This is a genomic window from Niabella sp., from assembly GCF_030150205.1.
GTDB lineage: Bacteria > Bacteroidota > Bacteroidia > Chitinophagales > Chitinophagaceae > Niabella.
The window spans coordinates 11,910-37,287 of record NZ_JASLGT010000020.1; the positions used below are offsets into that span (position 1 = coordinate 11,910).

The 25,378-nt window shown below is 45.6% G+C and carries 19 protein-coding genes; 16 read left to right on the plus strand and 3 right to left on the minus strand.

Annotated elements, in window-relative coordinates; translation table 11 throughout:
- Positions 1-9 precede the first annotated feature (9 nt).
- Genes Q1V85_RS15820 through Q1V85_RS15835 form a run of 4 tightly spaced genes read left to right on the plus strand, consistent with a single transcriptional unit; the run spans position 10 to position 7,060 of the window.
- Positions 10-3,159 carry a TonB-dependent receptor gene (locus tag Q1V85_RS15820; protein ID WP_300601451.1) on the plus strand — a complete coding sequence of 1,050 codons (3,150 nt, stop codon included), beginning with the start codon at positions 10-12 and terminating at the stop codon, positions 3,157-3,159.
- Positions 3,160-3,183: 24 nt separating this feature from the next.
- Positions 3,184-5,091 carry a RagB/SusD family nutrient uptake outer membrane protein gene (locus tag Q1V85_RS15825; RefSeq protein ID WP_300601452.1) on the plus strand — a complete coding sequence of 636 codons (1,908 nt, stop codon included), beginning with the start codon at positions 3,184-3,186 and terminating at the stop codon, positions 5,089-5,091.
- 46 nt (positions 5,092-5,137) lie between these two features.
- Positions 5,138-6,349 carry a DUF5000 domain-containing lipoprotein gene (locus tag Q1V85_RS15830; RefSeq protein WP_300601453.1) on the plus strand — a complete coding sequence of 404 codons (1,212 nt, stop codon included), beginning with the start codon at positions 5,138-5,140 and terminating at the stop codon, positions 6,347-6,349.
- 12 nt (positions 6,350-6,361) lie between these two features.
- Positions 6,362-7,060 (plus strand): DUF4998 domain-containing protein, encoded by a 699-nt coding sequence (locus Q1V85_RS15835; protein WP_300601454.1) that lies wholly within the window; start codon positions 6,362-6,364, stop codon positions 7,058-7,060.
- A gap of 6 nt (positions 7,061-7,066) precedes the next feature.
- On the opposite strand, the gene Q1V85_RS15840 is transcribed toward Q1V85_RS15835, so the two are convergent.
- Both Q1V85_RS15840 and Q1V85_RS15845 read right to left on the minus strand, forming a co-directional pair.
- Entirely contained in the window at positions 7,067-7,840 is a 774-nt protein-coding gene (locus Q1V85_RS15840; RefSeq protein ID WP_300601455.1) for a hypothetical protein, read from the minus strand.
- Between the two features lie 197 nt (positions 7,841-8,037).
- Positions 8,038-8,610 (minus strand): phosphoribosylglycinamide formyltransferase, encoded by a 573-nt coding sequence (locus Q1V85_RS15845; RefSeq protein WP_300601456.1) that lies wholly within the window; start codon positions 8,608-8,610, stop codon positions 8,038-8,040.
- Positions 8,611-9,134: 524 nt separating this feature from the next.
- Here Q1V85_RS15845 and Q1V85_RS15850 point away from each other — a divergent pair.
- The 12 genes from Q1V85_RS15850 to Q1V85_RS15905 all read left to right on the plus strand — a co-directional run bounded on the left by Q1V85_RS15850 (position 9,135) and on the right by Q1V85_RS15905 (position 24,010).
- Entirely contained in the window at positions 9,135-10,430 is a 1,296-nt protein-coding gene (locus Q1V85_RS15850; protein ID WP_300601457.1) for a c-type cytochrome, read from the plus strand.
- 71 nt (positions 10,431-10,501) lie between these two features.
- The gene (locus Q1V85_RS15855) at positions 10,502-13,666 is read left to right on the plus strand and encodes a TAT-variant-translocated molybdopterin oxidoreductase (RefSeq protein WP_300601458.1); all 3,165 of its coding nucleotides are present in this window, start codon (positions 10,502-10,504) and stop codon (positions 13,664-13,666) included.
- An 89-nt stretch (positions 13,667-13,755) separates the two neighbouring features.
- Complete coding sequence (gene nrfD / locus Q1V85_RS15860; RefSeq protein WP_300601460.1) at positions 13,756-15,201, plus strand: NrfD/PsrC family molybdoenzyme membrane anchor subunit; 1,446 nt, start codon at positions 13,756-13,758, stop codon at positions 15,199-15,201.
- A 133-nt stretch (positions 15,202-15,334) separates the two neighbouring features.
- Positions 15,335-15,922: a DUF3341 domain-containing protein gene (locus tag Q1V85_RS15865; protein ID WP_300601461.1), complete on the plus strand. Its 588-nt coding sequence runs from the start codon at positions 15,335-15,337 to the stop codon at positions 15,920-15,922.
- An 88-nt stretch (positions 15,923-16,010) separates the two neighbouring features.
- Positions 16,011-16,667 carry a cytochrome c gene (locus tag Q1V85_RS15870; RefSeq protein ID WP_300601462.1) on the plus strand — a complete coding sequence of 219 codons (657 nt, stop codon included), beginning with the start codon at positions 16,011-16,013 and terminating at the stop codon, positions 16,665-16,667.
- A gap of 35 nt (positions 16,668-16,702) precedes the next feature.
- Positions 16,703-17,941 carry a quinol:cytochrome C oxidoreductase gene (locus Q1V85_RS15875; protein ID WP_300601463.1) on the plus strand — a complete coding sequence of 413 codons (1,239 nt, stop codon included), beginning with the start codon at positions 16,703-16,705 and terminating at the stop codon, positions 17,939-17,941.
- 56 nt (positions 17,942-17,997) lie between these two features.
- A complete protein-coding gene (locus Q1V85_RS15880; protein WP_300601464.1) occupies positions 17,998-19,092 on the plus strand; it encodes a cytochrome c oxidase subunit II in 1,095 nt (364 codons plus the stop codon).
- Between the two features lie 41 nt (positions 19,093-19,133).
- Positions 19,134-20,939, plus strand: coding sequence for a cbb3-type cytochrome c oxidase subunit I (locus Q1V85_RS15885; RefSeq protein WP_300601465.1), 1,806 nt, complete (start codon positions 19,134-19,136; stop codon positions 20,937-20,939).
- Positions 20,940-21,011: 72 nt separating this feature from the next.
- Positions 21,012-21,911 (plus strand): heme o synthase, encoded by a 900-nt coding sequence (gene cyoE, locus Q1V85_RS15890; RefSeq protein WP_300601466.1) that lies wholly within the window; start codon positions 21,012-21,014, stop codon positions 21,909-21,911.
- Positions 21,912-21,950: 39 nt separating this feature from the next.
- Complete coding sequence (locus Q1V85_RS15895) at positions 21,951-22,526, plus strand: heme-copper oxidase subunit III (RefSeq protein WP_300601467.1); 576 nt, start codon at positions 21,951-21,953, stop codon at positions 22,524-22,526.
- A 30-nt stretch (positions 22,527-22,556) separates the two neighbouring features.
- Positions 22,557-23,429, plus strand: a complete 873-nt coding sequence (locus tag Q1V85_RS15900; RefSeq protein ID WP_300601468.1) for a cytochrome c oxidase subunit 3 — start codon at positions 22,557-22,559, stop codon at positions 23,427-23,429.
- Between the two features lie 86 nt (positions 23,430-23,515).
- Positions 23,516-24,010, plus strand: coding sequence for a cytochrome C oxidase subunit IV family protein (locus Q1V85_RS15905; protein WP_300601470.1), 495 nt, complete (start codon positions 23,516-23,518; stop codon positions 24,008-24,010).
- Between the two features lie 491 nt (positions 24,011-24,501).
- On the opposite strand, the gene Q1V85_RS15910 is transcribed toward Q1V85_RS15905, so the two are convergent.
- Positions 24,502-25,056, minus strand: coding sequence for a CopD family protein (locus Q1V85_RS15910; protein ID WP_300601471.1), 555 nt, complete (start codon positions 25,054-25,056; stop codon positions 24,502-24,504).
- Positions 25,057-25,378: the final 322 nt, after the last annotated feature.

Consider the following 25,378-nt stretch of genomic DNA (forward strand, 5'->3'; position numbering starts at 1 on the left):
GCAGCGTTCTTGTTTTTTGCCATAGGTCTATTATTTTCTTTTACGGGGAATGCACAGGTGGAGCCGGGACGGAAAAAGATCCAGATCACCGGTTTGGTTACCGATTCTGCCGGAGCTCCGTTAAACGGGGTGTCTGTAGGCATTAAAACCAATGCCTCATCCGGAACAATAACAAATGTGGATGGCCAGTATATTTTTGAAGTACCGGCAGGAACTACCCTGGTCTATTCGTTTGTTGGTTTCGGGGAAGAAGAACGGCGGGTTGCAGACACCTCCAAAGTGATCAATGTAACGCTGTATTCAAAAGGCGCCAGCCAGGATGAAGTGGTGATCGTGGCATATGGTACCCAAAAGAAGAAAGAATTAGTGGGGTCTGTAACCTCCGTATCTGTAGAAGATCTTCAGAAAGTGCCCACTAGTAACCTTACCACGGCCCTGGCTGGAAGGGTAGCTGGCCTTATTGCTTACCAGCGTACAGGTGAGCCGGGCCAGGATAACGCCGACTTTTTTATACGTGGAGTAACCACATTCGGATATAAAAAGGATCCGCTGATCTTAATTGACGGAGTGGAGCTGACCACAACCGACCTGGCGCGTCTGCGTCCTGATGATATTGAAAGTTTTTCGATCATGAAGGATGCGGCTTCTACTTCGTTATACGGTGCCAGAGGAGCCAACGGGGTGATCCTTGTAAACACCAAACGTGGTAAAACCGGTGCTGCAAAAATTGCCGCAAACTATGAAACCTCCGTTTCTCAGCCTACACAAAACCTGAAACTGGTGAACCCGGTGGATTATATGAAACTGTACAATGAAGCTGTTTATACCCGTAATCCCATCGGTGATAATACCATTTACTCCGATGAGAAAATTGCGAATACAGCCGCCGGAATTAATCCTTATGTTTACCCGGCCAACGACTGGCTGAATGCCTTGTTCAAAAAGCAAACGATTAACCAGCGGGCCAACCTCAATGTAAGCGGGGGAGGAACCGTGGCCCGGTACTTTGTTTCTACTTCTTTTACCCAGGATAATGGAGTATTGAAGGTGGATAAATTAAATAATTTTAATAACAACATTAATCTCAAAAGCTATACCCTGCGTTCTAATGTAGATATTGATCTTACAAAAACGACCCAGATCAAAGTGAACCTGGCCGGAAACTTTGATGATTATAATGGTCCTCTTGCAGGAGGATCTGCCATGTATGAACGGGTAATGCACTCCAACCCCGTGCGCTTCCCCGCCTATTATCCCACGCCGCCGGAACTATCTTACCTGAAGCATACGTTGTTTGGGAACTACAGGGAGTCTGAAACGTCCCCGCTGCTTGCAAATCCTTATGCGGATATGGTTAGAGGATATAAGGAAGAATCGAGATCTTTTATGTCAGCACAGATGGAGGTGAAACAGAACCTGAATGTTTTAACCCAGGGGCTCAATTTCCGGATCATGGCCAACGTGAACCGTACCTCTAACTTCAGTACCACACGGCAGTTCTTCCCGTTTTGGTACCAGGTTTCTAACTATGACAAGGCATCAAATACCTATTCGCTCATGGGCCTGAACCCCGAGCTAAGTACAGAGTATTTAAACTACATTCCGGGAGAGCGCAAACTGTCGGCGTCCTTTTATATGGAGTCTGCATTAAACTATAGCCGCACTTTCGGAGCCAAGCACAGTGTTGGCCAGATGCTTATTTACACCCTGCGGCATAAGGTAGATCAGAATAACGATGTACTGGCTTCCCTGCAGCAGTCGCTGCCGTACAGGAACCTGAGCCTCTCCGGAAGAACCACGTATGGTTATGATAGCAAATACCTTCTGGAGTTTGATTTTGGTTATAATGGAACAGAACGGTTCTATGCAGCAAAACGCTTTGGTTTCTTCCCTTCAGTGGGAGCGGCCTGGCAGGTTTCTAACGAGCGGTTTATGGAGCGGTTTCATAAAGTGATCAGTAATCTCAAATTAAGAGGCACCTATGGTATGGTGGGTAATGATGCGATTGGTGAAGCCGGTGACCGCTTTTTCTATCTTTCAGAAACCAATCCGAATGATGCCAGCAGGGGTGCCGTTTTTGGAAAAGATAATACCTATGGCAGGCCCGGTTACCTGGTAACCCGGTATCCTAATGCTAATATCACCTGGGAAAAATCCTACCAGATGAACCTGGCTGTTGAAGTTGGGTTGCTGAATAAACTAAACTTTATCGGGGAGTATTATACCAACGACCGGAAGAACATATTGATGACCCGGAATGAGTTTTCTACCATGGGATTGTCTGCCTCCACAAGAGCAAATGTAGGCCGCGCTAAAAGCAGGGGCGTAGATCTTTCCTTAGATTATTCAGATCATTTCGGCAAGAACTTCTGGGCTTCTGGAAGGGCCAACTTTACTTATGCGAAAAGCCGGTTCCTGGCATATGAAGAACCGGAATACCTGGAATATTACCGGTATCATACCGGTTATCCTATTGGTCAGCAATGGGGTTACATAGCAGAGCGCCTGTTTGTAGATGATAATGAGGCAGCCAATTCGCCTTCTCAAAACTTTGGAGGCCCTTATGGTGGTGGCGATATCAAATACCTGGATGTAAACCGGGATGGGCGCATTACAGAAGCCGACCAGGTGCCCATAGGCTATCCTACCAGTCCGCAGATCGTATATGGCTTTGGTTTTTCTTTAGGGTATAAAGCCTTTGATATTTCTGCCTTTTTCCAGGGGTTAGCACAGGAATCTTTCTGGCTGAACACGGCACGTTATAATCCGGTTTCCAATAAAGGATCTACGTTGCCCTTTATAGATCAGGGCGCCATGCTTCAGACTTATGCGGATGATCATTGGTCGGAGGCCAATCAAAATGTATATGCGCTTTGGCCCCGGTTAAGCACCACCGTTATTTCAAGCAATGCACAGCGAAATACCTGGTTTATGCGGGATGGAGCTTTTCTTCGGCTCAAACAGGCGGAGATCGGCTATACCCTGCCAGCAGGTATTTTAAGACGGATTCACAGCAATTCCTGCCGGTTTTATATAAACGGTTCCAACTTATTTAGTTTTTCTAAATTCAAATTATGGGACGTGGAACAGGCAGGCAACGGCTTTAACTATCCCTTGCAAAGAGTATTTAATATTGGTGTGCGCATCACCTTTGATTAAGAACCCCGAATTCAAACAAAAGAAATGAAAAGAAGATTTTACATATCAGTGGCCCTGGTTTTTATAGGACTTTCTTCCTGTAAAAAATTCCTGGACATTATCCCGGATAATATTGCCACCATCGAAAACGCGTTTGCATTAAGAAATGAAGCAGAAAAATACCTGTTTACCTGTTATTCCTACATTCCTGCAAACGGTAGTATGGCGGGTAACCCGGCGTTTAGTGCTGCAGACGAAATTTCATTGATCTACCCGCTCACCATAACCGCGCCGGCATACGGAATTGCCCGTGGCAACCAGAGTGTAGTAAACCCGATCTTAAACCTGTGGGATGGAGCCGGGGGAACCAGTAAGGACCTGTTTGGCGGGATCAGGGACTGTAATATTTTCCTTGAGAACATTTATCGTGTTCCGGATATTACCGAGCAGGAGCGCAACCGGTGGATCGCGGAGGCAAAGTTTTTAAAAGCATATTATCATTTTTACCTGTTCCGGATGTACGGTCCTGTTCCATTAATAAAGGTAAACCTTCCGGTAGATGCGCCTGCAAGCGATGCCAAAATATACAGGGAGCCGGTAGATAGTTGTGTTAATTATATGGTGCAGCTGCTGGACGAGGCAAAGAACGATTTGCCCCTGATAGTGGCAGACCCTGTTAACGAACTGGGCAGAATAACACAAGGTGCTGCCTATATGTTAAAAGCAAGGATCCTGGTTACCGCCGCCAGCCCTTTGTTTAACGGCAACCCGGATTATGTGAATTTTAAAGATAACCGGGGTATAGCGCTTTTTAATTCCACCGCCGATCCTTCAAAATGGGAAAAGGCAACCCTGGCTTGTAAGGAGGCACTTGACATTTGCACCAACGCGGGAAACAACCTGTATTACTTTACACCGGATGCCAGCCAAACAGGATTGTCTACCCAAACCCGTACACAAATGAACCTGCGCAATGCCGTTAATGAAAAATGGAACCCGGAGATCATTTGGGGTAATACCAATAGCATGACAAGCGCGCTGCAAACCAATTCTATTCCCCGAGGACTGGATCCGGCACTAATTTCTAATACTTCTCCTGCTGGTCTTATTTCTCCTACATTAAATATGGTGGAATTGTTCTATTCTAAAAACGGGCTGCCCATTACAGAAGACAAAACCTGGAACTATGCCAACCGCTATACTTTAAGAACGGGAACGGATGCTGAGCGTTACTATATAGGATTGAACTATGTTACAGCGCAGCTGAACTTTGACCGGGAGCCGCGGTTTTACGCCAGTATGGGTTTTGACGGTGGTGTATGGTTTGGACAGGGAAAAACGGATGATAAAAACCCGTTTATTTTACAGGCAAAGGCGGGGCAGGCTGCTGCGGGTGTAACGGTATCGGCCTACTCTACAACCGGCTACTGGACCAAAAAGTATGTGCATTACCAGGATGTTATTGGCAGTTCAAATAATACGCTGTCTATTCAAAACTACCCCTGGCCGGAGATGCGGCTGGCTGATCTTTACCTGATGTATGCAGAGGCATTGAACGAATCGCAGGGGCCGGTTGGCGAAGCGTTAAATTATTTAAACCAGTTGCGTACAAGAGCTGGTATTCCTACTGTTGAAGAAGCCTGGAGCCAGTATTCCATCAATCCTTCCGCATATACGACTAAAGAGGGGCTCAGGAATATCATTCACCGGGAGCGCACGGTAGAACTGGCATTTGAAGGTAGCCGGTTTTGGGATCTTAAACGTTGGAAAGAAGCAAGCGGTGCTTTAAATACACCTATAATGGGATGGACATTGGACCAGTCTACTGCGCAAGGCTATTACCAGCCGCGAACGATCTTTACCCAAACCTTTGGCCTTAAAGATTATTTCTGGCCGGTTCGCGAAGGCAGTATCAATATTAACCGTAACCTGGTGCAAAACCCGGGATGGTAGTATATTCAGATAACTACGAACATACAGACTCTAAAATGAACGAACGATGAAACTGAAAACTATATTCGCATCTATATACCTACTGGCGCTGCTGGTAAATACCGGGTGTAAAAGAGAAGACATGCTGACCTATACGAACCAGTCAACGATGGCACCCGCAACTGTTGCAAATATTAAGGTAGAAAACCGGCCGGGGGGCGCTGTTATCACCTATCAGCTGCCTAATGACCCCAACCTCTTATATGTAAAGGCTGTTTATAAGTTCCGCTCGGGGGAAGAAATAACAACCAAATCTTCTTATTTTTCAGACACCCTGAGAATTGAAGGGTATGGTGATACAGATGAGCACGAGGTAAGCATCTATTCCGTAGGAAAAAATGAAAAGCTGTCCGCGGCGCAATCCGTTACCATAAAACCGCTAACCCCACCCGTACAAAAGACTTTTTCTTCTGTGGTACTAAAAGAAACATTTGGTGGGGCCTTGGTTAAATTTTATAATGAGGCAAGGGCTAACTTATCCTTTGTCCTGATGTCTGATTCCACGGGCCGGGGCGACTGGTACACGGTGAATACTTTTTATACAAAAGCAGATTCCGGCAACCTGACCATCCGGGGGTTTAGACCGGAGGAGCGGAAATTTGCTGTTTATGTGCGCGACCGCTGGCAGAATAGATCCGATACTCTTGCAAAAGCCCTGGTGCCGCTGGCGGAATCATTACTGGATAAAGGCAAGTTTAAGGAACTGAGGCTGCCTACGGATAATTGGCAGGGGCATACCTGGTCAGGACTAAGCCTTCGTTCTATGCCATTCCTGTGGGATAACAAATGGAACGATGGAAATAATGTGTTTCATACTGTTCCCAATTCAGGAATCCCCGCCTGGTTTACATTTGATATGGGGGTTAAGTATGCGTTGAGCCGGTTTAAATTTTATCATCGTGCCGGTAACAACAATGACCTGTATAATAATGCCGATGTAAAGCTATTTGAAATATGGGGCAGTAATAACCCCAACCCGGATGGTACCTGGGCCAGTTGGGACTCTCTTGGAACCTTTGCTTCGAGAAAACCCTCCGGTCTCCCGCTTGGACAGGTAAATAATGAGGATATTCAGTTTGCCCGGGTGGATGGAGAAGATTTTGATATGCCACCGATGGCTGATGGGTACCGCTACCTGCGTTTTAAGATTCTCCAGGTATGGGGCATTGCGCAGATGTTTTATATTTCTGAACTTACTTTCTGGGGGTCTCCTCAATAATAAAATGACAAGATGATGAAAACGAAGCATAGATTTGAAATCGTACGGAACTGTGTTATTGCCTCCGGGTTATTCTTTTTGCTCTTTTCCTGTGCAAAAATGGATGACACCTACAAGGGCTTTGTGGTGCCGGATGGCCTGGTATATGTGGGGAAAGCCGATCCGGTTTCCATCAATTCCGGCAAACAAAGAATAAAAGTAAGTTGGCTGAGAGGCACCGATCAAAAGGCCACGATGGCAAGAATCTACTGGAATAACCGGGCCGATTCACTGAACGTTCCTATTACTGCTACCCGGCCGAAAGACACGATTTCTGTGATCATTAATAATCTGAATGAAGGCTCATACGTCTTCCAGATCTTTACCTATGACAATGCCAAAAACAGTTCTATTCAGGTAGATGCGCTTGGCGTTTCTTATGGTATGGTATATGAAAAGTCTTTGCTGAACAGGGTTATTACAGATATCAAGAAGGGTTCTGATACTGCTATTCTTACCTTGCTTTCTGTAGATGCCACTTCCCTGGGCACAAAGTTTAGCTATACAAATAAAAATGGTGCCAGGGTAGATACACTTGTAGACCAGAAAGCTCAGACCTTGCGGTTGCCCAATATGAACAAGGATACCGCTTTTACCTATGTTACAATGTATAAACCCGTAATAAATTGTTTAGATACGTTCTATGCTCCGTCTGGGAAATATCCAAGGTAAAACTTCTTAATATTCCATGTTTTCATCCCCGGTTAATCCTTCTTTCCACATAGGGGGCGGCAGTAACCCCAGCTTAAACCGTTCATAGGATTTTTTAATGTATTCGTGGAAAGTATAATCATTAACCCGGTTGGTAAAAAGATAACTGGGCTGGTACATTGCCATAAAATCATTGATAATGCTGTCTTCAGTCATACCCGTAATACGCCGAATGAGGGCCTTACTGAACCGGTAGCGTATATAAGCATTCTGTTCATCGGTAATCAGTTTATCGCGGAACCGGGTTAATTTCCGGGTTCTTCCGAAGCGGAAGGCATTGATGATTCCGTCCAGGTCAAAGGCGGCGCCAAACCCATCGGTTACGGTCATGGTAGAGAGCCCCGGTTTCTGAAAATCAAAGTACTTCTGGTAGGTTTCCCGGTTTTCGATAGAATCCTGGCGATAATCGCGGTTACGGACCTTTACTTCGGGCAGGTCCGGGATGCTGATGCGCAGCGAAATATCAAAAGCATAGGGTGTTGCAATATTTGCCACAGGAAACTTACGGGTTGGTTTATTTAAATAACTGAACCAGATCGAATCCCTCGGGTGCACCAGGATGCTGTAACTTCCGTCTGCGCCCGTTGTGGTACCGGATCCCGAGCTGGTAAGCACAGAAACCAGTGGTACGGGGGTACGGCCCAGGCTGTCATAAACGTTTCCCTTGATCTGTACCTGTGCTTCTGAGTGAAGAAATGCAGGGAGCAGTCCCAATACAAGTATGGCTCTTAGTACATTCAATTTTTACAATTAAGACAACACTGTCTACGGGTTGGTTGGACGGCAAAACAAGGAAAGAATTTGCAAAAACTATGGTAAAGTGTATTTAATCAATAACCGGTATTCGGTAATTAATGGGAGGAATTGATATTTAACGCTGTATCCTGGCTTCATGTTTGACGCAAAGTCCATTTTCACATTTCCATATTCCTGGGTTTTTATAACTCTTTTAAAATCAATCGCTCCACTACTGGCGCAAAATGCTGATGCTCCAGGAAATGGATCTTTTGAGCCAGCGAATCAGGGGTATCGGACCCGGATATCGGGCAGGTGGTTTGGAAAATGGTAGCTCCATGATCATAATGCTCGTCTACAAAATGAATGGTTATCCCACTTTCTTTTTCCCCGGCAGCAATAACCGCTTTATGTACAAAATGTCCGTACATTCCCTTTCCCCCATATTTGGGTAAGAGCGCCGGGTGAATATTAATAATATGCTGTGGAAAAGCTTCAATGAGCGATGCGGGTATTTTTAGCAAAAAACCGGCTAAAACGACAAAATCAATGCCTTTTTCCAGCAGTTTTTGCACAAATTCGGCTGATTGAAGCGATAAACGGTCCGTCAGGAGCAGCTCAATGTCCTCAGTTCCGGCAATATTGGTAACACCTGCCCCGGGTTTATTGCAAACAATTAAGGTAACCTCAGCAAATTCATGATTCCGGAAATAATCGATCAGCTTTTGGGCATTGGAACCGGCCCCGCTGGCAAAAATGGCGATCTTCTTTTTCATATTAAAGGATCAAATATCTTACAATTTGTTGAGATATTGCTATTGAAGCGCTGAACACAAAGGTTTCTGCTAACCGGTTACCATCAAAAAGCACGAAAAACACAGAAGGACTGGTTTTCCATCTTCCGGGTAAAAAATATATGCAGGTCCTTTCGTCCGGATGTTCAAAATACTGCGCGTAAGAATATTCAGTGCCCGGCGCTCTGTGGCCGTGTTTAAGCCTCTAAACACCTCAAAATCCGCAATTTAATTACTGTCGTTTGTATGTATGCGGATAAAAATTGATATAAATCAAGAATAGTGCTGGCCGGGCGGGATGTGAACAACTCATATAAATGCGAAACCGATGACTTTTTAATGACAAAGATTTTTTCAATTAGAAAAAATACACCTGAAAATCGGCTGAAACACAGGCTGGTAGCGGGTTTAAAAAATTTATAAAATGTTGCTGTTTTGTTAAGCCCGACCCTTATTTTTGCAGTTGATCAGAGACATTTATCCACATTTTTAGATTTAATGCGTTTATGACTATTTCTAAGTATATAATTAACCGATTCTCCTTAATTATAATAACGCTTTTCACTCTTTCCTGGTTTAATTCTGCTATTGCACAGGACGCTGATGGTAAACAGTTGTTTATCAGCAAATGTCAAAGCTGTCACTCCGGTGATATGAAAACCGATATGACCGGTCCACCGCTGTTTGGAGTAGAAGGCCAGTGGGAAGATAAAGGCAAATTGCATGAATGGATCCGGAATAACCAGAAACTGATCGCTTCCGGTTATCCCCAGGCTGTAGAGGTTTCAAAACTGAAGCCGACAGCGATGCAGACCTTCCCTGATCTTACTGATCCTCAGATAGATGCGATCTTAAAATACATTGATGAAAAAGGAAGCGGCAAGCTGGATGCAGGGAAAGGTGCAGCAGCTGATGCTGCAAAAGGTGCGGCAGCCGGAGAAGGTGATTCCAGCCAGCACCCCTTATTATATGGTATCATTACCCTGATCCTGGCCCTGGCGGCACTGATCCTGATCTTTGTAAACAAGAACCTGAGAAAAATTTCTGACGATACTGAAGGTAAAAAATCGCCGGCGGCCGTTCCGTTCCTGCAGAACAAGATCTACATGGCCACTGCTGCCATCCTGCTGTTCATCATCGGCGGTTACTTTACCACAAAGGCAATGATCAACATGAACCGCCAGAAAGATTACGAGCCCAGGCAGCCGATCTTCTACTCGCACAAAGTACATGCGGGCATCAACCAGATCAACTGTTTGTACTGTCATGGCAATGCATGGGAAAGCAAAACAGCCGCCGTGCCTTCTGTAAACGTTTGTATGAACTGTCATAAAACGATCCAGAAATACAATGGTCCTGAGCTGAAAGATAAAAATGGTAATTCGATCGATGGTTCTGCAGAAATTGCAAAACTGTACGAATATGCCGGCTTTAACCCTCAAAATCCGGATGCATGGGATCCCAATAAAGCAAAACCGATCGATTGGATAAAGATCCATAACCTTCCTGACCATGTTTACTTTAACCACAGCCAGCACATAAGAGTGGGCAATGTTCAGTGCCAGACCTGTCATGGTGAAATTACCCAGATGGATGAGGTACACCAGTTTGCAGAGCTGAGCATGGGATGGTGCGTTAACTGTCACCGTCAGACCAAAGTAAACTTTAATGTGGATTCTACCAGCGGCAACCAGTTTTACAGTATTTACGAGAAGTTCCATAATGACATCAAATCAGGTAAAATGGACAGCGTGACCGTGAAAGATATTGGTGGTCTGGAGTGTCAGAAGTGTCACTATTAACAGAGTGCGGGAGCGCGTTTGATACCACTCCCAACGTATGCGTAAATTTTCAAATATTCAAACAGAGATAAATGAGCAATAAATACTGGCAGGGTTTCGGCGAATTAAATGATTCCGAAAAGTTTCAAAAGCGGGTTCAGGATGAGTTTCGTGATGAACTTCCTTTTGAAGATTTTGACAGTAAAGGTTTAATGGATGCAAAAGCACCCAGGAGAGATTTCTTAAAATATCTGGGTTTCAGTACTGCTGCGGCAACATTAGCGGCAAGCTGTAAAACCAAGGTTCGGGAAGCCATTCCTTATGGCAATAAACCCGATAACCTGATTCCCGGTGAGGCAAAATATTATGCAACCACCTATACACAGGGTGGGGATGCGGTTCCGGTTATTGCAAAAGTGCGTGATGGCCGCCCCATCAAAATAGAAGGAAACGATTATCTGTCTGCAACCAACGGCGGTACTTCTGCCCGGGTACAGGCTTCGGTGCTGGATCTTTATGATATGCACCGGCTGCGTTTTCCCCAGCGTAAAGTAGGCGATAAGTTTGAAGAAAGCATGTATGACGTACTGGACAAGGCAATTGCAGCGGACCTGGCTGCCGCCGGTTCGGTTGTACTGCTTACAAGCACCATCAACTCTCCTTCTACACTGGACCTGATTGCAAAAAATCCCAAGATCCGCCTTGTTCAATATGATGCGGTAAGCTATAATGGTATCCTCCTGGCCAATGAAGCATCAGGCTTCGGACGGAAAATACCTTCTTATAAATTTGACCAGGCCTCCGTTATTGTGAGCCTGGGTGCAGATTTCCTGGGTACCTGGCTGAGCAGCGAAGAAAATGCAGCGGGTTATGCAAAAGGAAGAAGAATCGACGAAAAGAACCCGGTAATGAGCAAACATTACCAGTTTGAATCGTTCCTGAGTTTAACAGGTTCCAATGCTGACGAGCGCTTTACCCATCGCCCATCTCAAACCGGTGCAGTGGCACTGGCATTGTTGGCGGCAGTAGGCGGCGGTGTAGCAGCTCCCGCAATCGCTGATGCCAAACTGAATGCGGGTATTGCAAAGGTGGCGGGCGAACTGAAGGCCGCTGCAGGTAAAGCCCTGGTGGTTTCCGGCAGTAACGATGTAAACATCCAGCTGGTGGTAAACGCCATCAACAACGCCATCGGCGCTTATGGTACTACTATTGATTGGTCCAGGGCCGATCAGTCCCGTAAAGGAACCGATAAAGAATTTGCAGATCTGCTGGCCCAGATGGAAGGCGGACAGGTTGATGTCCTGCTGATTCACGAAGCCAATCCTGTTTTCGATTATTTCGACGGCAAACGCTTTGCCAGCGCGTTATCAAAAATTAAAACCACAGTTTCTTTCGGATATCGGATGGACGAAACCACAGAACTGTGTAAATATATCCTGCCTTCTCCCCATTATTTAGAAAGCTGGGGCGATGCAGAACCCAAAACAGGCGTTTACAGCTTTATTCAGCCAACAATTTTCCCGCTGTTCAAAACACGTCCCTTCCAGACTTCCTTGTTAAAATGGAGTGGCAGTGCTGAAGATTATGATACCTATGTAAAGAATTACTGGCATCAGAAAGCTGGCAGCGAAGCGGCATATCATAAAGCACTGGAAAATGGAGTGGTGGAAGAAGCCGCCAGTGGTTCGGGGGCTTTTAACGGAAGCGCATTGGCCGCAGCTGCTACAGCCATTGCAGCGCATCCGGCTGGTGGAAAAGATGAGCTGGTGTTGTATGAGAAAGTATCCATCGGGCCTGGCTATGGCGCCGTAAACCCCTGGTTGCAGGAATTACCGGATGCGGTTTCCAAGGCAAACTGGGGCAGCTATGCGCTGATTTCCATTCCTAAGGCTAAAGAACTGGGTATTGTAACCGATGTAGATTATGAATATTACCCGGATAAGCCGGTAATCAAAATAAGCGATGGCAAAAACACCGTCGAATTGCCGATCCTGGTAACACCCGGTATGCAGGCAAATACCATTGCGGTAGCTTATGGTTATGGCCGTGGTGAAAAACTGGGCAGAACTGCCGCGGGTGTTGGGGTGAATATGTTCCCCTTTGCATCCATGGCAAAAGACGGAAGCGGCATCAGCTACTTTGTTTCGAATGTAACGGTTTCCAATACCGGCAGAAAAGAAAAGATCGCACAAACACAGATCCACAATTCTTATGAAGGCCGTGTGGAAGTGGTACGCGAAACCAGCCTGGCTACTTATCGCCAGAAGCCCAACGAGATCCTGGATTTCCGCAATAAGCTGGTAGAGAATTATGCAAAAAATACCGGTGATTTCAGAAAAGAGGCTACCCTTTACGGTGATCATGAGAAGCCCGGTATTAAGTGGGGAATGAATATCGACATGAATGCCTGCACCGGCTGTAGCGCTTGTGTGGTAGCATGTCATGCAGAAAATAACGTACCTGTAGTAGGAAAGAGCGAGGTATTGCGCTATCACGATATGCACTGGCTGCGGATCGACCGTTATTTTGTAAGTGATGAAAAAGATCCGGATAACCTGAAAGGCGTGGTATTCCAGCCGATGCTGTGTCAGCATTGCGACAATGCTCCCTGTGAGAACGTTTGTCCGGTTGCTGCTACCAACCACAGTGCAGAAGGGATCAACCAGATGGCATATAACCGTTGTATCGGTACCCGTTACTGCGCGAATAACTGTCCGTTTAAAGTACGTCGCTTTAACTGGGCTGATTATACCGGTGCGGATTCCTTCCCGAACAACCAGGATCAGAAACTGGTAGGCGTACTGGATCCGGTGGTACACCAGATGAACGACGCGGTAAGCCGTATGGTGCTGAACCCGGATGTTACAGTACGTTCCAGAGGGGTAATGGAAAAATGTTCTTTCTGTATCCAGCGTTTGCAGCACGCAAAACTGGACGCGAAGAAAGAAAACCGTCCGCTGAAAGATGGCGAAGCAAAAACTGCTTGCCAGCAGGCTTGTGCTACCAATGCCATTGTATTTGGAGATGCAAGAGATATGCACAGTGCTATCAGCCAGGTGCGGTTAAACAACCCGCAGCGTTTGTTCTATTCACTGGAGCAATTGCACGTGTTGCCAAACGTAAGCTACTTCTCCAAGATCCGGAATACAGATGAAATTATCGGAGGCGGTGAGCACGGAGCAGAAGGTGGTCATGGTGAAAATCATGGAGCGGCAGTACCGGCAGCAGAAAAGCATGAAGAAGCGGCACATCATTAATAGTAGAAAAGTATTAAAGTTAAAGGGTGGAAAAGTTTAGAGGAAATAACTTCAGACTTTAAACTTCAGACCTCAAACAAAATAAAAGTATGTCACTAAACAGATACGAATCGCAAGTACGGGGACCATTGGTGGAAGGAAGCAAGGACTATCACCAGATTACAGAAGATATATGTCGTCCTGTAGAGGCCACTCCAAGTAAACTCTGGTGGGTTGGGTTTATCATTTCCATTGGGTTATTGATCTTTGGTATTGTTTCCGTTACAATGGAGGTTATGTATGGTACCGGCCAGTGGAACCTGAATAAAACCATCGGTTGGGGTTGGGATATTACCAACTTCGTATGGTGGGTAGGTATCGGTCACGCAGGAACCCTGATCTCGGCGATCCTCTTGCTGTTCCGCCAGGGATGGAGAACGGGCGTAAACCGTGCTGCGGAGGCAATGACCATCTTTGCGGTAATGTGCGCGGGGCAGTTTCCCATCTGGCACATGGGGCGTGTGTGGAATGCCTTCTTCGTAATGCCTTACCCCAATACCCGTGGTCCGCTGTGGGTAAACTTTAACTCCCCGCTGCTTTGGGACGTATTTGCAATCTCTACTTATTTTACCGTTTCGTTACTCTTCTGGTATTGCGGTCTGTTACCTGACCTGGCCACATTGAGAGACCGGGCAAAATTGAAATGGCGTAAATTCTTTTATGGTCTGGCTTCTTTTGGATGGACGGGAAGCACCAAACACTGGCAGCGCCATGAAGCATTATCACTGGTACTGGCCGGTTTAAGTACCCCCCTGGTACTTTCGGTGCACACCATCGTATCTTTTGACTTTGCCACTTCCGTAATTCCCGGATGGCATACAACCATCTTCCCTCCCTACTTCGTTGCGGGTGCGGTATTCTCCGGTTTTGCAATGGTACAAACCCTGCTGCTGATTACCCGGAAGGTATTGGGTCTGGAAGAATACATTACCATGGAGCATATCGATGTAATGAACAAGGTAATTGTACTGACCGGATCGATTGTGGGGATCGCTTATTTAACTGAGTTATTTATTGCATGGTACAGCCATGTGGAATATGAGTGGTTCGCCTTCCGCGAAAACCGGGTAAACCTCAGCAGCCCTTACGGCTGGAGCTATTACCTGATGATGGGTTGTAACGTATTATCTCCCCAGATCTTCTGGTTCAAGAAAATGCGCCGTAACCTGCTGGTAACCTTCTTTATGAGTATCCTGGTAAATATCGGTATGTGGTTCGAGCGTTTTGTGATCATCGTTACCTCTATCTACCGCGATTACCTGCCCAGTTCCTGGAGTACCTATTATACGCCTACTATCTGGGAGATCGGGTTCTATATGGGTACATTCGGATTGTTCTTTACCTGTTACTTCCTCTTCTCCAAGTTCTTCCCGGTTATTGCAATTGCGGAAATCAAGCATATCCTGAAGCGCAGCGGGGATAATTTCAAAGAGCAGATGGGGCATGACGAGAACGAGTCACTGGAAGCATTTGAGCATGCGAATGCACACCATTAGGAATAGTTTCAGGTTTCACGTTCAATGTTTCACGTTGATATCCGTAACCTGAAGTAGTAAAATTGAAAAAAATAATAAGGTAAGAGGGATAAACATGAAACGTTAAACCTGGAACCTGAAACAAATAGAAAATATGGCCATCAAGAAGTTTATTACAGGCAATTTTTACGAAGAAGCGGTGCTTTTTCCTGCGGTGAAGAAAGTACGTCGCGCCGGTTATAAGATACAAGATGTGTATACACCCTTCCCCATCCATGGTTTAGACAAGGAACTGGGGATGAAGGATACAGACCTGCACATTGCTGGTTTTATATATGGTATTACGGGAACTACTACGGCGATCAGCTTTATTGGCTGGGCGCTGGCGCGCGACTGGCAGATCAATTTTGGAGGTAAACCCTTCTTTTCACTGCCGGCGTGGATTCCGATCATGTTTGAGTTGACCGTTCTCTTCTCCGCTGTTGGGATGGTGCTTACTTTTTGCTGGCTTTGCCAATTGGCGCCTTTTGTAAAGAAGGATCATTTTAACCCGCGCAGCACAGACGATACATTTGTAATGGCAATTGAGTGTACCGATAAAACAAATGAAGAAGAAGCCATCGCTTTTCTGAAAGAAACCGGTGCGCAGGATGTACAGGTTCAAAGCCGGGAAACCGGTTGGTGGTTTGGCCGTTACGACCGGGAAACAGTTCGTTTTGGTAAAAAAGTAGCTGCAGTATAAAAGTTTATCGTTTGACGTTTCTTGTTTGATAAGATCATCAAACGTTAAACCTCAGACTTCAAACCTCAAATAAATGATAATAGGAAACATGAATAAATATATATTTATAGCAACGGTGACGTTTAGCGCAATGGCGGCTGGTTGCGGAGCAGACAGTAATCCGGGTCGTTCATATATGCCGGATATGACCTATAGCAGAGCTTATGAAACCTATGCGCCAACTACCGATCTGGAAAACGAAGGTGTTTTCTATAACCGCAAACCGGTACCTGGTACAGTAGCAAGAGGAGAAGATGTTGAGTTTGCGTTTAACCTGCCGCATGATTCTGCGGGCTATGCCCAATCGGCTCAAATAAAAAATCCCCTGGATTCCGCCGGTGCAAAAATCGACATGAAAGAATCGGAGCGTTTATACCTGATCAACTGTGGTATTTGCCACGGAGCAAAACTGGATGGCAATGGTCCGCTGTTTAACGGTGGTGAAGGACCTTTTACCGCGGCTCCTAAAGATTTTATGGCTGCAGATATGAAGGCCCTGCCTGCCGGTACGATGTTTTATTCAGTTACTTATGGTAAAGGACAGATGGGAAGCTATGCCTCCCAGCTAAGCCCCAAACAAAGATGGGAGATCATCGCCTTTATCAAGTCTAAACAGGGTGGTGGTGCAGCAGCTTCCGGTGCAGCTACGGACAGTACTAAAACGGCCGGGGCAGCAGTGGCAGCAGATGCAACAGCAAAAAAATAATAACTAATTCACAGAACTATTAATATAAGATTCGAATGTCAACGTCAACTACGGAAAAATTCATACCTGCAAAAAGATATAACACGATAGCGTTCGCGTTAATGGTGGTCGGTGTCATCGCAGCTATTTCCCTGTTTGTGACAACTGGAGGAGAGGGGGATCACGATAATCGTGCGCGCTTTTGGGCCAGTTTGCTTCAGAACAGCGTATACTTCCTGCTGGTAGTAAATGCGGCTATGTTCTTTATGTGTGCTACTACTTTGGCCTGGGGCGGATGGCAGATTGCCTTTACCCGTGTTACCGAAGCGATTGCCTCCTGTGTGCCGGTAATAGGTGTTATTGCACTGGTAATTTTGCTGGCGTTGTGCTTTGGAGACCATCATACGATTTATCACTGGACGGATGCTGAACACGTAGCACATGATCCGGTTTTACAGCATAAAAGTGGCTTTTTGAGCAAGGGCTTTTTTGCCACCGTTACCATCCTTACTGTGGTGTTGTGGTCGTTCCTGGGTTGGAAGATGCGCCAGATGTCTTTGAAAACAGACGAAGGAGACGTTGTAAGCACCCTGGAGAAAAGAAAGAAATTTGTTTGGAACAATACCGTAATGGCGGCCCTGTACATCGTTGTATTTGCATTAACTGTAATGTCTTCTGTTCCCTGGCTGTGGATCATGAGCATTGATGCGCACTGGTATAGTACCATGTTCAGCTGGTATAACTTCGCCAGTACCTTTGTAGCTGGTATGTCGCTCATCGCCCTGTACGTGGTATTCTTAAAGAACAATGGCTACCTGCCCCTGGTAAATAAGGAGCACCTGCATGATCTGGGTAAGTTCATTTTTGCCTTTTCGATCTTCTGGACTTATTTGTGGTTTGCCCAGTTCATGCTGATCTGGTATGCAAACATTCCTGAAGAAACCGTATACTTTAAACCAAGAGCAGAAGGTATTTACAGCGCTATTTTCTGGATGATGCTGATCATCAACTTCGTGGCTCCGATCCTGATCTTTATGAGCCGGGATTCCAAAAGAAATTATACCGTGGTTACCATTGTATCGGTACTGGTGATTTTCGGGCACTGGCTGGATTTCTTCCAAATGGTATTCCCTGCCGTATCTCCCAATAAAGTACCGATGATCCTGTTTGATATGGGAATTGGCCTGGGCTTTATCGGTATCATCATGTTTGTGACCGGTAAAACATTAAGTAAATATTCTTTAACCGCGCGGAACCATCCGTTTGTAAAAGAAGCAGTCATTCACCATACTTAATCCGGGAAACAGAAATTTAAATATAGTAGTTGAAATAAATATTAGAACAACATCGTATGCAAAACTTTTTAATATTCGCCATTTTAATATTAGGTTTTATTATAACCTTTCAGATTGCAAGGGCAAGCGAATTTGTTTCTGTGATCCGGGGGGAGGAAAAAACCAGGAAGCAAACCAATAAGATCAATGCCACCCTGTTGCTGGTATTTCTGATTGTTGGATTGTTTGGAGTATACTGGGCGCATCATACACTTGGCGATAAGATCCTGAAGTTTGGATCATCAGCGTCGGATCATGGTATTTTGGTAGACAATATGATGTTGTATACCATCATCGCCACCGGGGTCGTATTTTTTATAACACAAATATTGTTGTTCTGGTATTCGTACAAATACCAGGAATCTGAAAACCGTTCGGTTTATTATTTCCCGCATAACAATAAGCTGGAATTGATCTGGACTGTAATTCCCGCTATCGCGCTGACGGTTTTGATCGGGTTTGGACTTGTGTACTGGTATCGTATTACGGGTGCAGCACCGGAAAATGCCATGCAGATCGAAATTACCGGCAGCCAGTTCAAATGGGAGTTCCGTTACCCGGGTAAGGATGGTGTTTTTGGAAAAAAATATTATAAGAACATTGATGAGGCGCATGACAATCCGCTGGGACAGATCTGGGATGACGCTGCCAACCACGATGATATTTACGTAGTTTCTGCTCCGATGCACCTTGTAGTAGGTAAACCGGTAAAGCTCATTATTGGAGCTAAAGATGTGATACACAGTGTGGGATTGCCGCATTTCCGGTTGAAAATGGATGCGGTTCCGGGTACTCCCACTACCTTGTGGTTTACACCAATAAAAACCACAAAGGACATGATTAAAGAAACCGGAAATAGTAAATTTGTATACGAAATTGCCTGTGATCAGATGTGTGGCGCGGGTCACACCGGAATGCGGGGCGAAATCGTAGTAGAAACTCAGGAGGAGTTTGATCAGTGGATGGCTTCTCAGAAATCTCAATATGCAAAAGCGAAAGAATCAGCAGCGCCGGCAGCCGCAGCAACTGCTCCCAAAGATTCGGTTGCCGCACCGGCCGCTAAAGTAGCAACAGATACTGTTGCAGTTAAAAAAGATTCCGCAGGCAAGTAATTTTTTGATAAAGAAAGAAGGTTAGTTTTTAAAAGTTAATTATGAGCGATACTTTACATATTCAGCATGGGGTTGCGAGTCATGGTCATTCCGGAGAGCCGCATGTTCATCATCACAAAGAAACATTCATATCGAAGTATATCTTCAGTATGGATCACAAGATGATTGCCAAGCAATTTCTTGTAACAGGTATTATCTGGGCGATTATCGGCGGCTTATTTTCGGTACTGTTTCGTTTGCAACTGGGTTTTCCTGATCAGTCTTTCCCTATCCTGGAAACGTTTTTCGGTCGTTGGGCTGAAGGTGGAAAGATCAAACCTGAATTTTATTACGCGCTTACTACCATGCACGGAACCGTGCTGATCTTCTTTGTATTAACAGCGGGATTGAGCGGAACCTTTGCCAACCTGCTGATTCCTTTGCAGGTAGGTGCCCGGGATATGGCGTCTCCGTTTATGAACATGCTTTCATACTGGATGTTCTTCGCCGCCAGCATTGTAATGTTGTCTTCTTTATTCACCCAAACAGGCCCTGCTGCCGGCGGTTGGACAGTTTATCCTCCGCTGAGTGCATTAGGACTGGCCTCTCAGGGCTCTAAAAGTGGTATGGATCTCTGGATCATTGCCATGACCCTGTTTGTGGCCTCACAGCTGCTGGGTGGGTTGAACTATATTTCTACCATTCTGAACATGCGTACCAAGGGTATGTCTATGACGCGGTTACCGCTCACCATCTGGGCGCTGTTGTTTACGGCTATCCTGGGTGTACTATCCTTCCCGGTACTGCTGTCTGGTTTGGTGCTGTTAATGTTCGACCGTCACCTGGGTACCAGCTTCTACCTTAGCGATATTTTTGTAGCGGGTCAGGCCCTGCCCAACGAAGGAGGTAGCGCCATCCTGTACCAGCATTTGTTCTGGTTCCTGGGGCACCCTGAGGTATACATTATTATTATGCCAACGATGGGATTGGCATCGGAGATCCTGGCGATCAATTCCCGTAAGCCGATCTTTGGTTATATGGCCATGATCGCTTCACTGATGGCGATCTGCGTACTGGCCTTCCTGGTTTGGGCGCACCACATGTTTGTAACAGGTCTGAATCCATTCCTTGGATCGGTATTCGTATTACTTACATTGCTGATCGCGATCCCTTCGGCTATTAAAGTATTTAACTGGATCACTACGATCTGGAGAGGAAATATCCGGTTTACCCCGGGCATGCTCTTCGCCATTGGTTTTGTGAGCATCTTCATTTCTGGTGGTCTTACCGGTATCTTCCTGGGTAACTCAACCATCGATATTCACCTGCATGATACCATGTTTGTAATTGCCCACTTCCACATTGTAATGGGTGTATCGGCCTTCTTTGGAATGTTTGCGGGTATTTATCACTGGTTCCCCAAAATGTTCGGGCGGTATATGAATAATACGCTGGGATATATCCACTTCTGGGTAACCATCGCTTGCGCATACCTCATCTTCTGGCCCATGCACTATCAGGGGTTTGCGGGCATGCCCCGGCGTTACCTCGACAAGAGCAGCTGGGTAAGCTTTAGCCAGTTCCATGGCCTGGATGCAATGATCACAGTTGTAACAATCATCGTATTTGCGGTGCAGCTGATGTTTGTCTTCAACTATTTCTACTCGATATATAAAGGAAGAAGGGTACGTACGCAGAATCCCTGGGAGGCAACAACCCTGGAATGGACAACGCCGATTCATCCCGGACACGGTAACTGGGACGGAGAAATTCCTGAAGTACACCGTTGGGCATATGATTATGGTAAAGACGGAAGAGACTTCATTCCGCAGACAGAGCCGGTTGGTGAGAATGAAAGTACACATTAGAGATGAATGGTGAGTAGTCAATAGGAAATGCCGTTGACCATTGACCGTTGACTATTGACTAAATATAAAAAATTGAAAAAATCAGCAGAGGGCGGAGTAAGGGATTTTCTCCAGTTGATGAAGCCCTCATTAAGTATCATGGTCGTTTTCAGCAGCGTAATCAGTTACCTGCTGGTGCCAGATGTGATGTATGATTGGTGGAGGATCGTTTTGCTCTTTGTAGGTGGATTGCTGGTAACGGGTAGTGCCAACACCATCAACCAGGTTGTAGAAAAGGATACGGACGCACAAATGAAACGGACGGCAAAACGTCCGATCGCTGCCGGCCGGTTAACCCCGGAGCAGGGTTGGGGATTTGCCATTTTCAGCGGTGCGGTAGGGATCTTTATTTTGGGGTATTATTTTAACTGGACAGCAGGAGCATTGGCAGCATTTAGCCTCTTCCTGTATGCCTTTGTATATACCCCTTTAAAAAAGGTAAACTCTGTGGCCGTGTTGGTGGGTGCATTTCCCGGTGCGTTTCCTTGTTTGATCGGGTGGGTGGCCGGCTTTGTTCCCGGTCAGCAGATCAACTGGTTGGGTGGCATTGTTCTATTTGGGATCCAGTTCCTGTGGCAGTTTCCCCATTTTTGGGCCATTGCCTGGGTGGCGCATAAAGACTACAGCAGTGTAGGTTTTAAGCTACTGCCCAGCGATAAGGGACCTACCCGGTTTACGGCCTTGCAAACAGTAGTGTATTCATTGCTGATGCTGCCCATAACCATTGCGCCTTTTTTTGTAGGGATCTGCGAGTATGGAACCGTAAAAGGCATGATTGGGGCAGTATTGATCATTTTGGCGAATCTTTTTCTCATTGGAAGAGCCATTGCTCTTTATAATAAAATGGATGTACCTTCTGCAAGAAAAGTGATGTTTGGAAGTTACATTCATCTGCCGGTGGTTTTGCTGGCGCTTTTATTGGCGAAAGCCTGATTTTTTTTTTGACAGACGGTTATTGATAAGGAATTATTTATGAACACAACAATCGTGAGTGAACAGCAACATAGAAAACTACATCCGCATAAGTTTGCGCTGTGGGTGGCTATTGCGAGTATACTGATGATGTTTGCCGGGCTCACCAGTGCTTTTATTGTAAAAAGCAATCAGGCCGGTTGGAGAACCTTCTCGCTGCCCAATATTTTCTGGGTGTCTACGGTACTCATCCTGGCCAGCAGCCTTACAATGCTGATGGCTACAAAGGCTTTTAAAACCCGGGGGATGCAGCAGTATCGCGGATTGCTGGGGATCACCTTCCTGTTAGGTGCAGCCTTTGTCATCTGCCAGATCATTGGTTTTTATCAGCTCTGGAACAATAATGTTCAGTTTAAAGGCGCTTCAGGGGCCGGACAGTTCTTTTATGCCATTGCGGGCCTGCATGCCGTGCACGTGATCGGTGGGGTGATTGCCCTCCTGGTGATCTTTTTAAAATCGATTGCCGGGAAAACAAAATCTTATGATGCCGTGCCTGTTGAAGTAATGGGGATGTACTGGCATTTTGTGGATTTGCTTTGGCTGTATTTAATGCTATTTTTCATAATTCTGGGATAAACAACTTTTACAAAATTGATCGAATCAAATATGGAACAGACAGTAACACATAATACCAAGTGGTGGAGCGGGGGAAAAAGTCCGTTTAACATAGAGTATGGAAAGATAATGATGTGGTATTTCCTGCTGAGTGACTCCTTTACGTTCGGAGCTTTCCTGATCTCATTGGGTACCGTACGTTTCGGACTGAACTACTGGCCGGAGCCCAGCATCGTATTTAATACATTTCCTTTTGCAGGACACGCAAACCTGCCACTGGCATTTGTGAGTGTGATGACCTTTGTGTTAATTATCAGTTCTGTTACCATGGTGCTGGCGGTGCATGCAGGACATAACCGTGATCGGAAGGGTGTGGAAAAATACCTCTTGCTGACGATCATCGGGGGATTGATCTTCTTAAGTTGCCAGGCCTGGGAGTGGACCCACCTGTTGACCGCTAAGAACCCGGTTTTAGTTGGGGATCATATTGAAGTAATGGCACAGCGGAACGGCTTTAATCCCTGGGGAGAGATCGTGTTGCCGCAGGATGTAACTCCGGCACTGGCAAAAACTTCTCCGGAAACACTGGCCACCCTGGTACATGAGCAGCATCTTTCTCATGCGAGCCATGCTGAATTGCTGCAAACGCCCAAAGATCAGTTGATCCAGTTACTTTCCAATAGTGAAATGGTAGTGCGTAAACCCGGACCTGCTGCATTTGGTGGATTTTTCTATGGCATTACCGGGTTCCACGGTTTTCACGTATCTGTTGGGGTGATCCTGCTGATCATTATGCTCATCCAAACCAAAATGGGAGTGTATGATCGCAGAGGACACTACCTGATGATTGAAAAAATCGGGTTGTACTGGCACTTTGTAGACCTGGTTTGGGTATTCGTATTCCTTTGCTTTTACCTGGTATAAAGGCTACCCAACCGCTTTCCGGAAGAGAACGGAGAGATTAAACAGACCTTATATTTGGAATTTGATATTTGAAATTTAAAGAAATTATGTCACAACATTACGATCCAACAAAAGATATATCACCGTCTGCCGCCTACCCTGAAGTAAGCTTTGCACATCATACAGACGATGCCACGTTTAAACACCGGGTTAAGAAAACGACCCTCATTCTTACATTTTTAACGCTGGCGGAGCTGGCCCTTGGGTTTACGATTTATGCCCTGCACAAAGGAGAGCCCAGCCACGCGCTGTTGCTGTTCATAAAAGGGGTGGTTTGTATCTTAACCCTGGCTAAGGCATATTACATTGTGTCTGTGTTTATGCACCTGGGCGATGAAATACGGAACTTCATCATGACGATTGTTGTTCCATTGATGCTGTTCATCTGGTTTATCATCGCCTTCCTGTCAGACGGACATTCTTACAAGAATATGCGGAATAAGTACGATCCTTATTTCAAGGAAAGCACAACGCCTTCCGGTCATCCGGTGATTCCTTCTGACGTACACAAATTCAACAGCCAGAAAGGACAAAGACAATAACAAAAAGACGTTACATAAAAGAGGGTGTTTCAAATTTTTGAGACACCCTCTTTTCATTTTGTGAAAATGCAGAAATAGGCAATAGTTAGTGGGCAATAGCCAATCAATGCTGTTTCCTTCGCGATTTTTATGGTTGCCGCAGATACGCTGATTGCGCCTGCGGCGCTTTTCTGCGATATTGTTGCCGTTAAAGCCGATACCAAATCTGCGCATCTGCGGCTTTAAGGAAACGACATTGAATAGCCAATAGGGAATAGAGCTTCGGGTATTCAATGGCCCCAACCTGGAATCTGGAACCTTAAATCTGGAATCAGCCGTTAGCTATCAGTTTTCAGTCATCAGTTAATTATGTCCGGGATCGGCGACCGGGTATGGAGTGCCATGGGCGATCGAACCCGGAACTTGATAAGGGCGCCCCGAATCGAGACGTTACATCAAGTGTAAAACAGGGCCTGATCTGGAACATTGAACTTTAAACCTGGAATGTTCTTTTACTTCCCTTTATTGCGCACCCGCTTATAAATGCGGATGACCAGCATCAGGATAAAAATCAGCAAAATCATGCCTACCAGGCCCCATATAACACTGATTTCTTTTTTTACCACAACCAGCATTACAATGGCCACCAGGAAAATAGTAGCAACTTCGTTCCACATCCGCAGTTGATCGGAACTGTATTTATAAATACCGGCCATTTGTTGTTTAAAGATCCGGTGCAATGAATAGTGATAGGCGTATAAAAACAGCACCAATACCAGCTTAAGCAGGAGCCAGAACCCGGCGGGTGTTAATAGTATTTGTGCCCAGGAGCCTTTAAATAGCACAGAAAGTCCCATGATGAGCGTAATGACGGCGGAGGGCCAGGTAATACCATACCAAAGGGGCTTCATCATTTTAGCAAACTGACGATGTAAGACATCCTGCGCCGGCTGCGGCTGTTCATTGGCCTCTACATTGTAAATAAACAAACGCGGCATGTAGAAGAGCCCTGCGAACCAGGTAACCACAAAAATGATATGAACTGCTTTTAAATATAAATAAGCCAATGGAAGTGTATTTAAAGGATATGAACCCGCTTTTGAAACAACTAAGATACCAGCTTTCTGTAAACCGGAAAACAGTTTCCATAAAAATGGCCGATTTTTTGCAGAAGGATTTTCGGTGTTTTACCGGATTGAGGAGAGCGCAATGGCTTTGCTGTCAGCAAGATAAGGCTTTATACGGCTGAAAAATATCGACTAAAAAGCCGGTTATTACCGCACAAAATCCCGGTATGAAAATGTAAAAAAGGAAATACCTGCTTTCTTTTTGTATTAGAATGATAATATATATAATTTTGGCCTCTCGAAATTAAGAACCTTATCGTTG

Excerpts from the sequence above, each read along its gene's own strand:
- Q1V85_RS15855 (WP_300601458.1), top strand. The coding sequence starts at position 10,502 with ATGAGCAATAAATACTGGCAGGGTTTCGGCGAATTAAATGATTCCGAA.
- Q1V85_RS15905 (WP_300601470.1), top strand. The coding sequence starts at position 23,516 with ATGTCACAACATTACGATCCAACAAAAGATATATCACCGTCTGCCGCC.
- Q1V85_RS15845 (WP_300601456.1), bottom strand. The coding sequence starts at position 8,610 with ATGAAAAAGAAGATCGCCATTTTTGCCAGCGGGGCCGGTTCCAATGCC.
- Q1V85_RS15875 (WP_300601463.1), top strand. The coding sequence starts at position 16,703 with ATGTCAACGTCAACTACGGAAAAATTCATACCTGCAAAAAGATATAAC.
- Q1V85_RS15900 (WP_300601468.1), top strand. The coding sequence starts at position 22,557 with ATGGAACAGACAGTAACACATAATACCAAGTGGTGGAGCGGGGGAAAA.
- Q1V85_RS15865 (WP_300601461.1), top strand. The coding sequence starts at position 15,335 with ATGGCCATCAAGAAGTTTATTACAGGCAATTTTTACGAAGAAGCGGTG.
- Q1V85_RS15895 (WP_300601467.1), top strand. The coding sequence starts at position 21,951 with ATGAACACAACAATCGTGAGTGAACAGCAACATAGAAAACTACATCCG.
- Q1V85_RS15880 (WP_300601464.1), top strand. The coding sequence starts at position 17,998 with ATGCAAAACTTTTTAATATTCGCCATTTTAATATTAGGTTTTATTATA.
- Q1V85_RS15885 (WP_300601465.1), top strand. The coding sequence starts at position 19,134 with ATGAGCGATACTTTACATATTCAGCATGGGGTTGCGAGTCATGGTCAT.
- Q1V85_RS15825 (WP_300601452.1), top strand. The coding sequence starts at position 3,184 with ATGAAAAGAAGATTTTACATATCAGTGGCCCTGGTTTTTATAGGACTT.
- Q1V85_RS15835 (WP_300601454.1), top strand. The coding sequence starts at position 6,362 with ATGATGAAAACGAAGCATAGATTTGAAATCGTACGGAACTGTGTTATT.
- Q1V85_RS15870 (WP_300601462.1), top strand. The coding sequence starts at position 16,011 with ATGAATAAATATATATTTATAGCAACGGTGACGTTTAGCGCAATGGCG.
- nrfD (WP_300601460.1), top strand. The coding sequence starts at position 13,756 with ATGTCACTAAACAGATACGAATCGCAAGTACGGGGACCATTGGTGGAA.
- Q1V85_RS15830 (WP_300601453.1), top strand. The coding sequence starts at position 5,138 with ATGAAACTGAAAACTATATTCGCATCTATATACCTACTGGCGCTGCTG.
- Q1V85_RS15850 (WP_300601457.1), top strand. The coding sequence starts at position 9,135 with ATGACTATTTCTAAGTATATAATTAACCGATTCTCCTTAATTATAATA.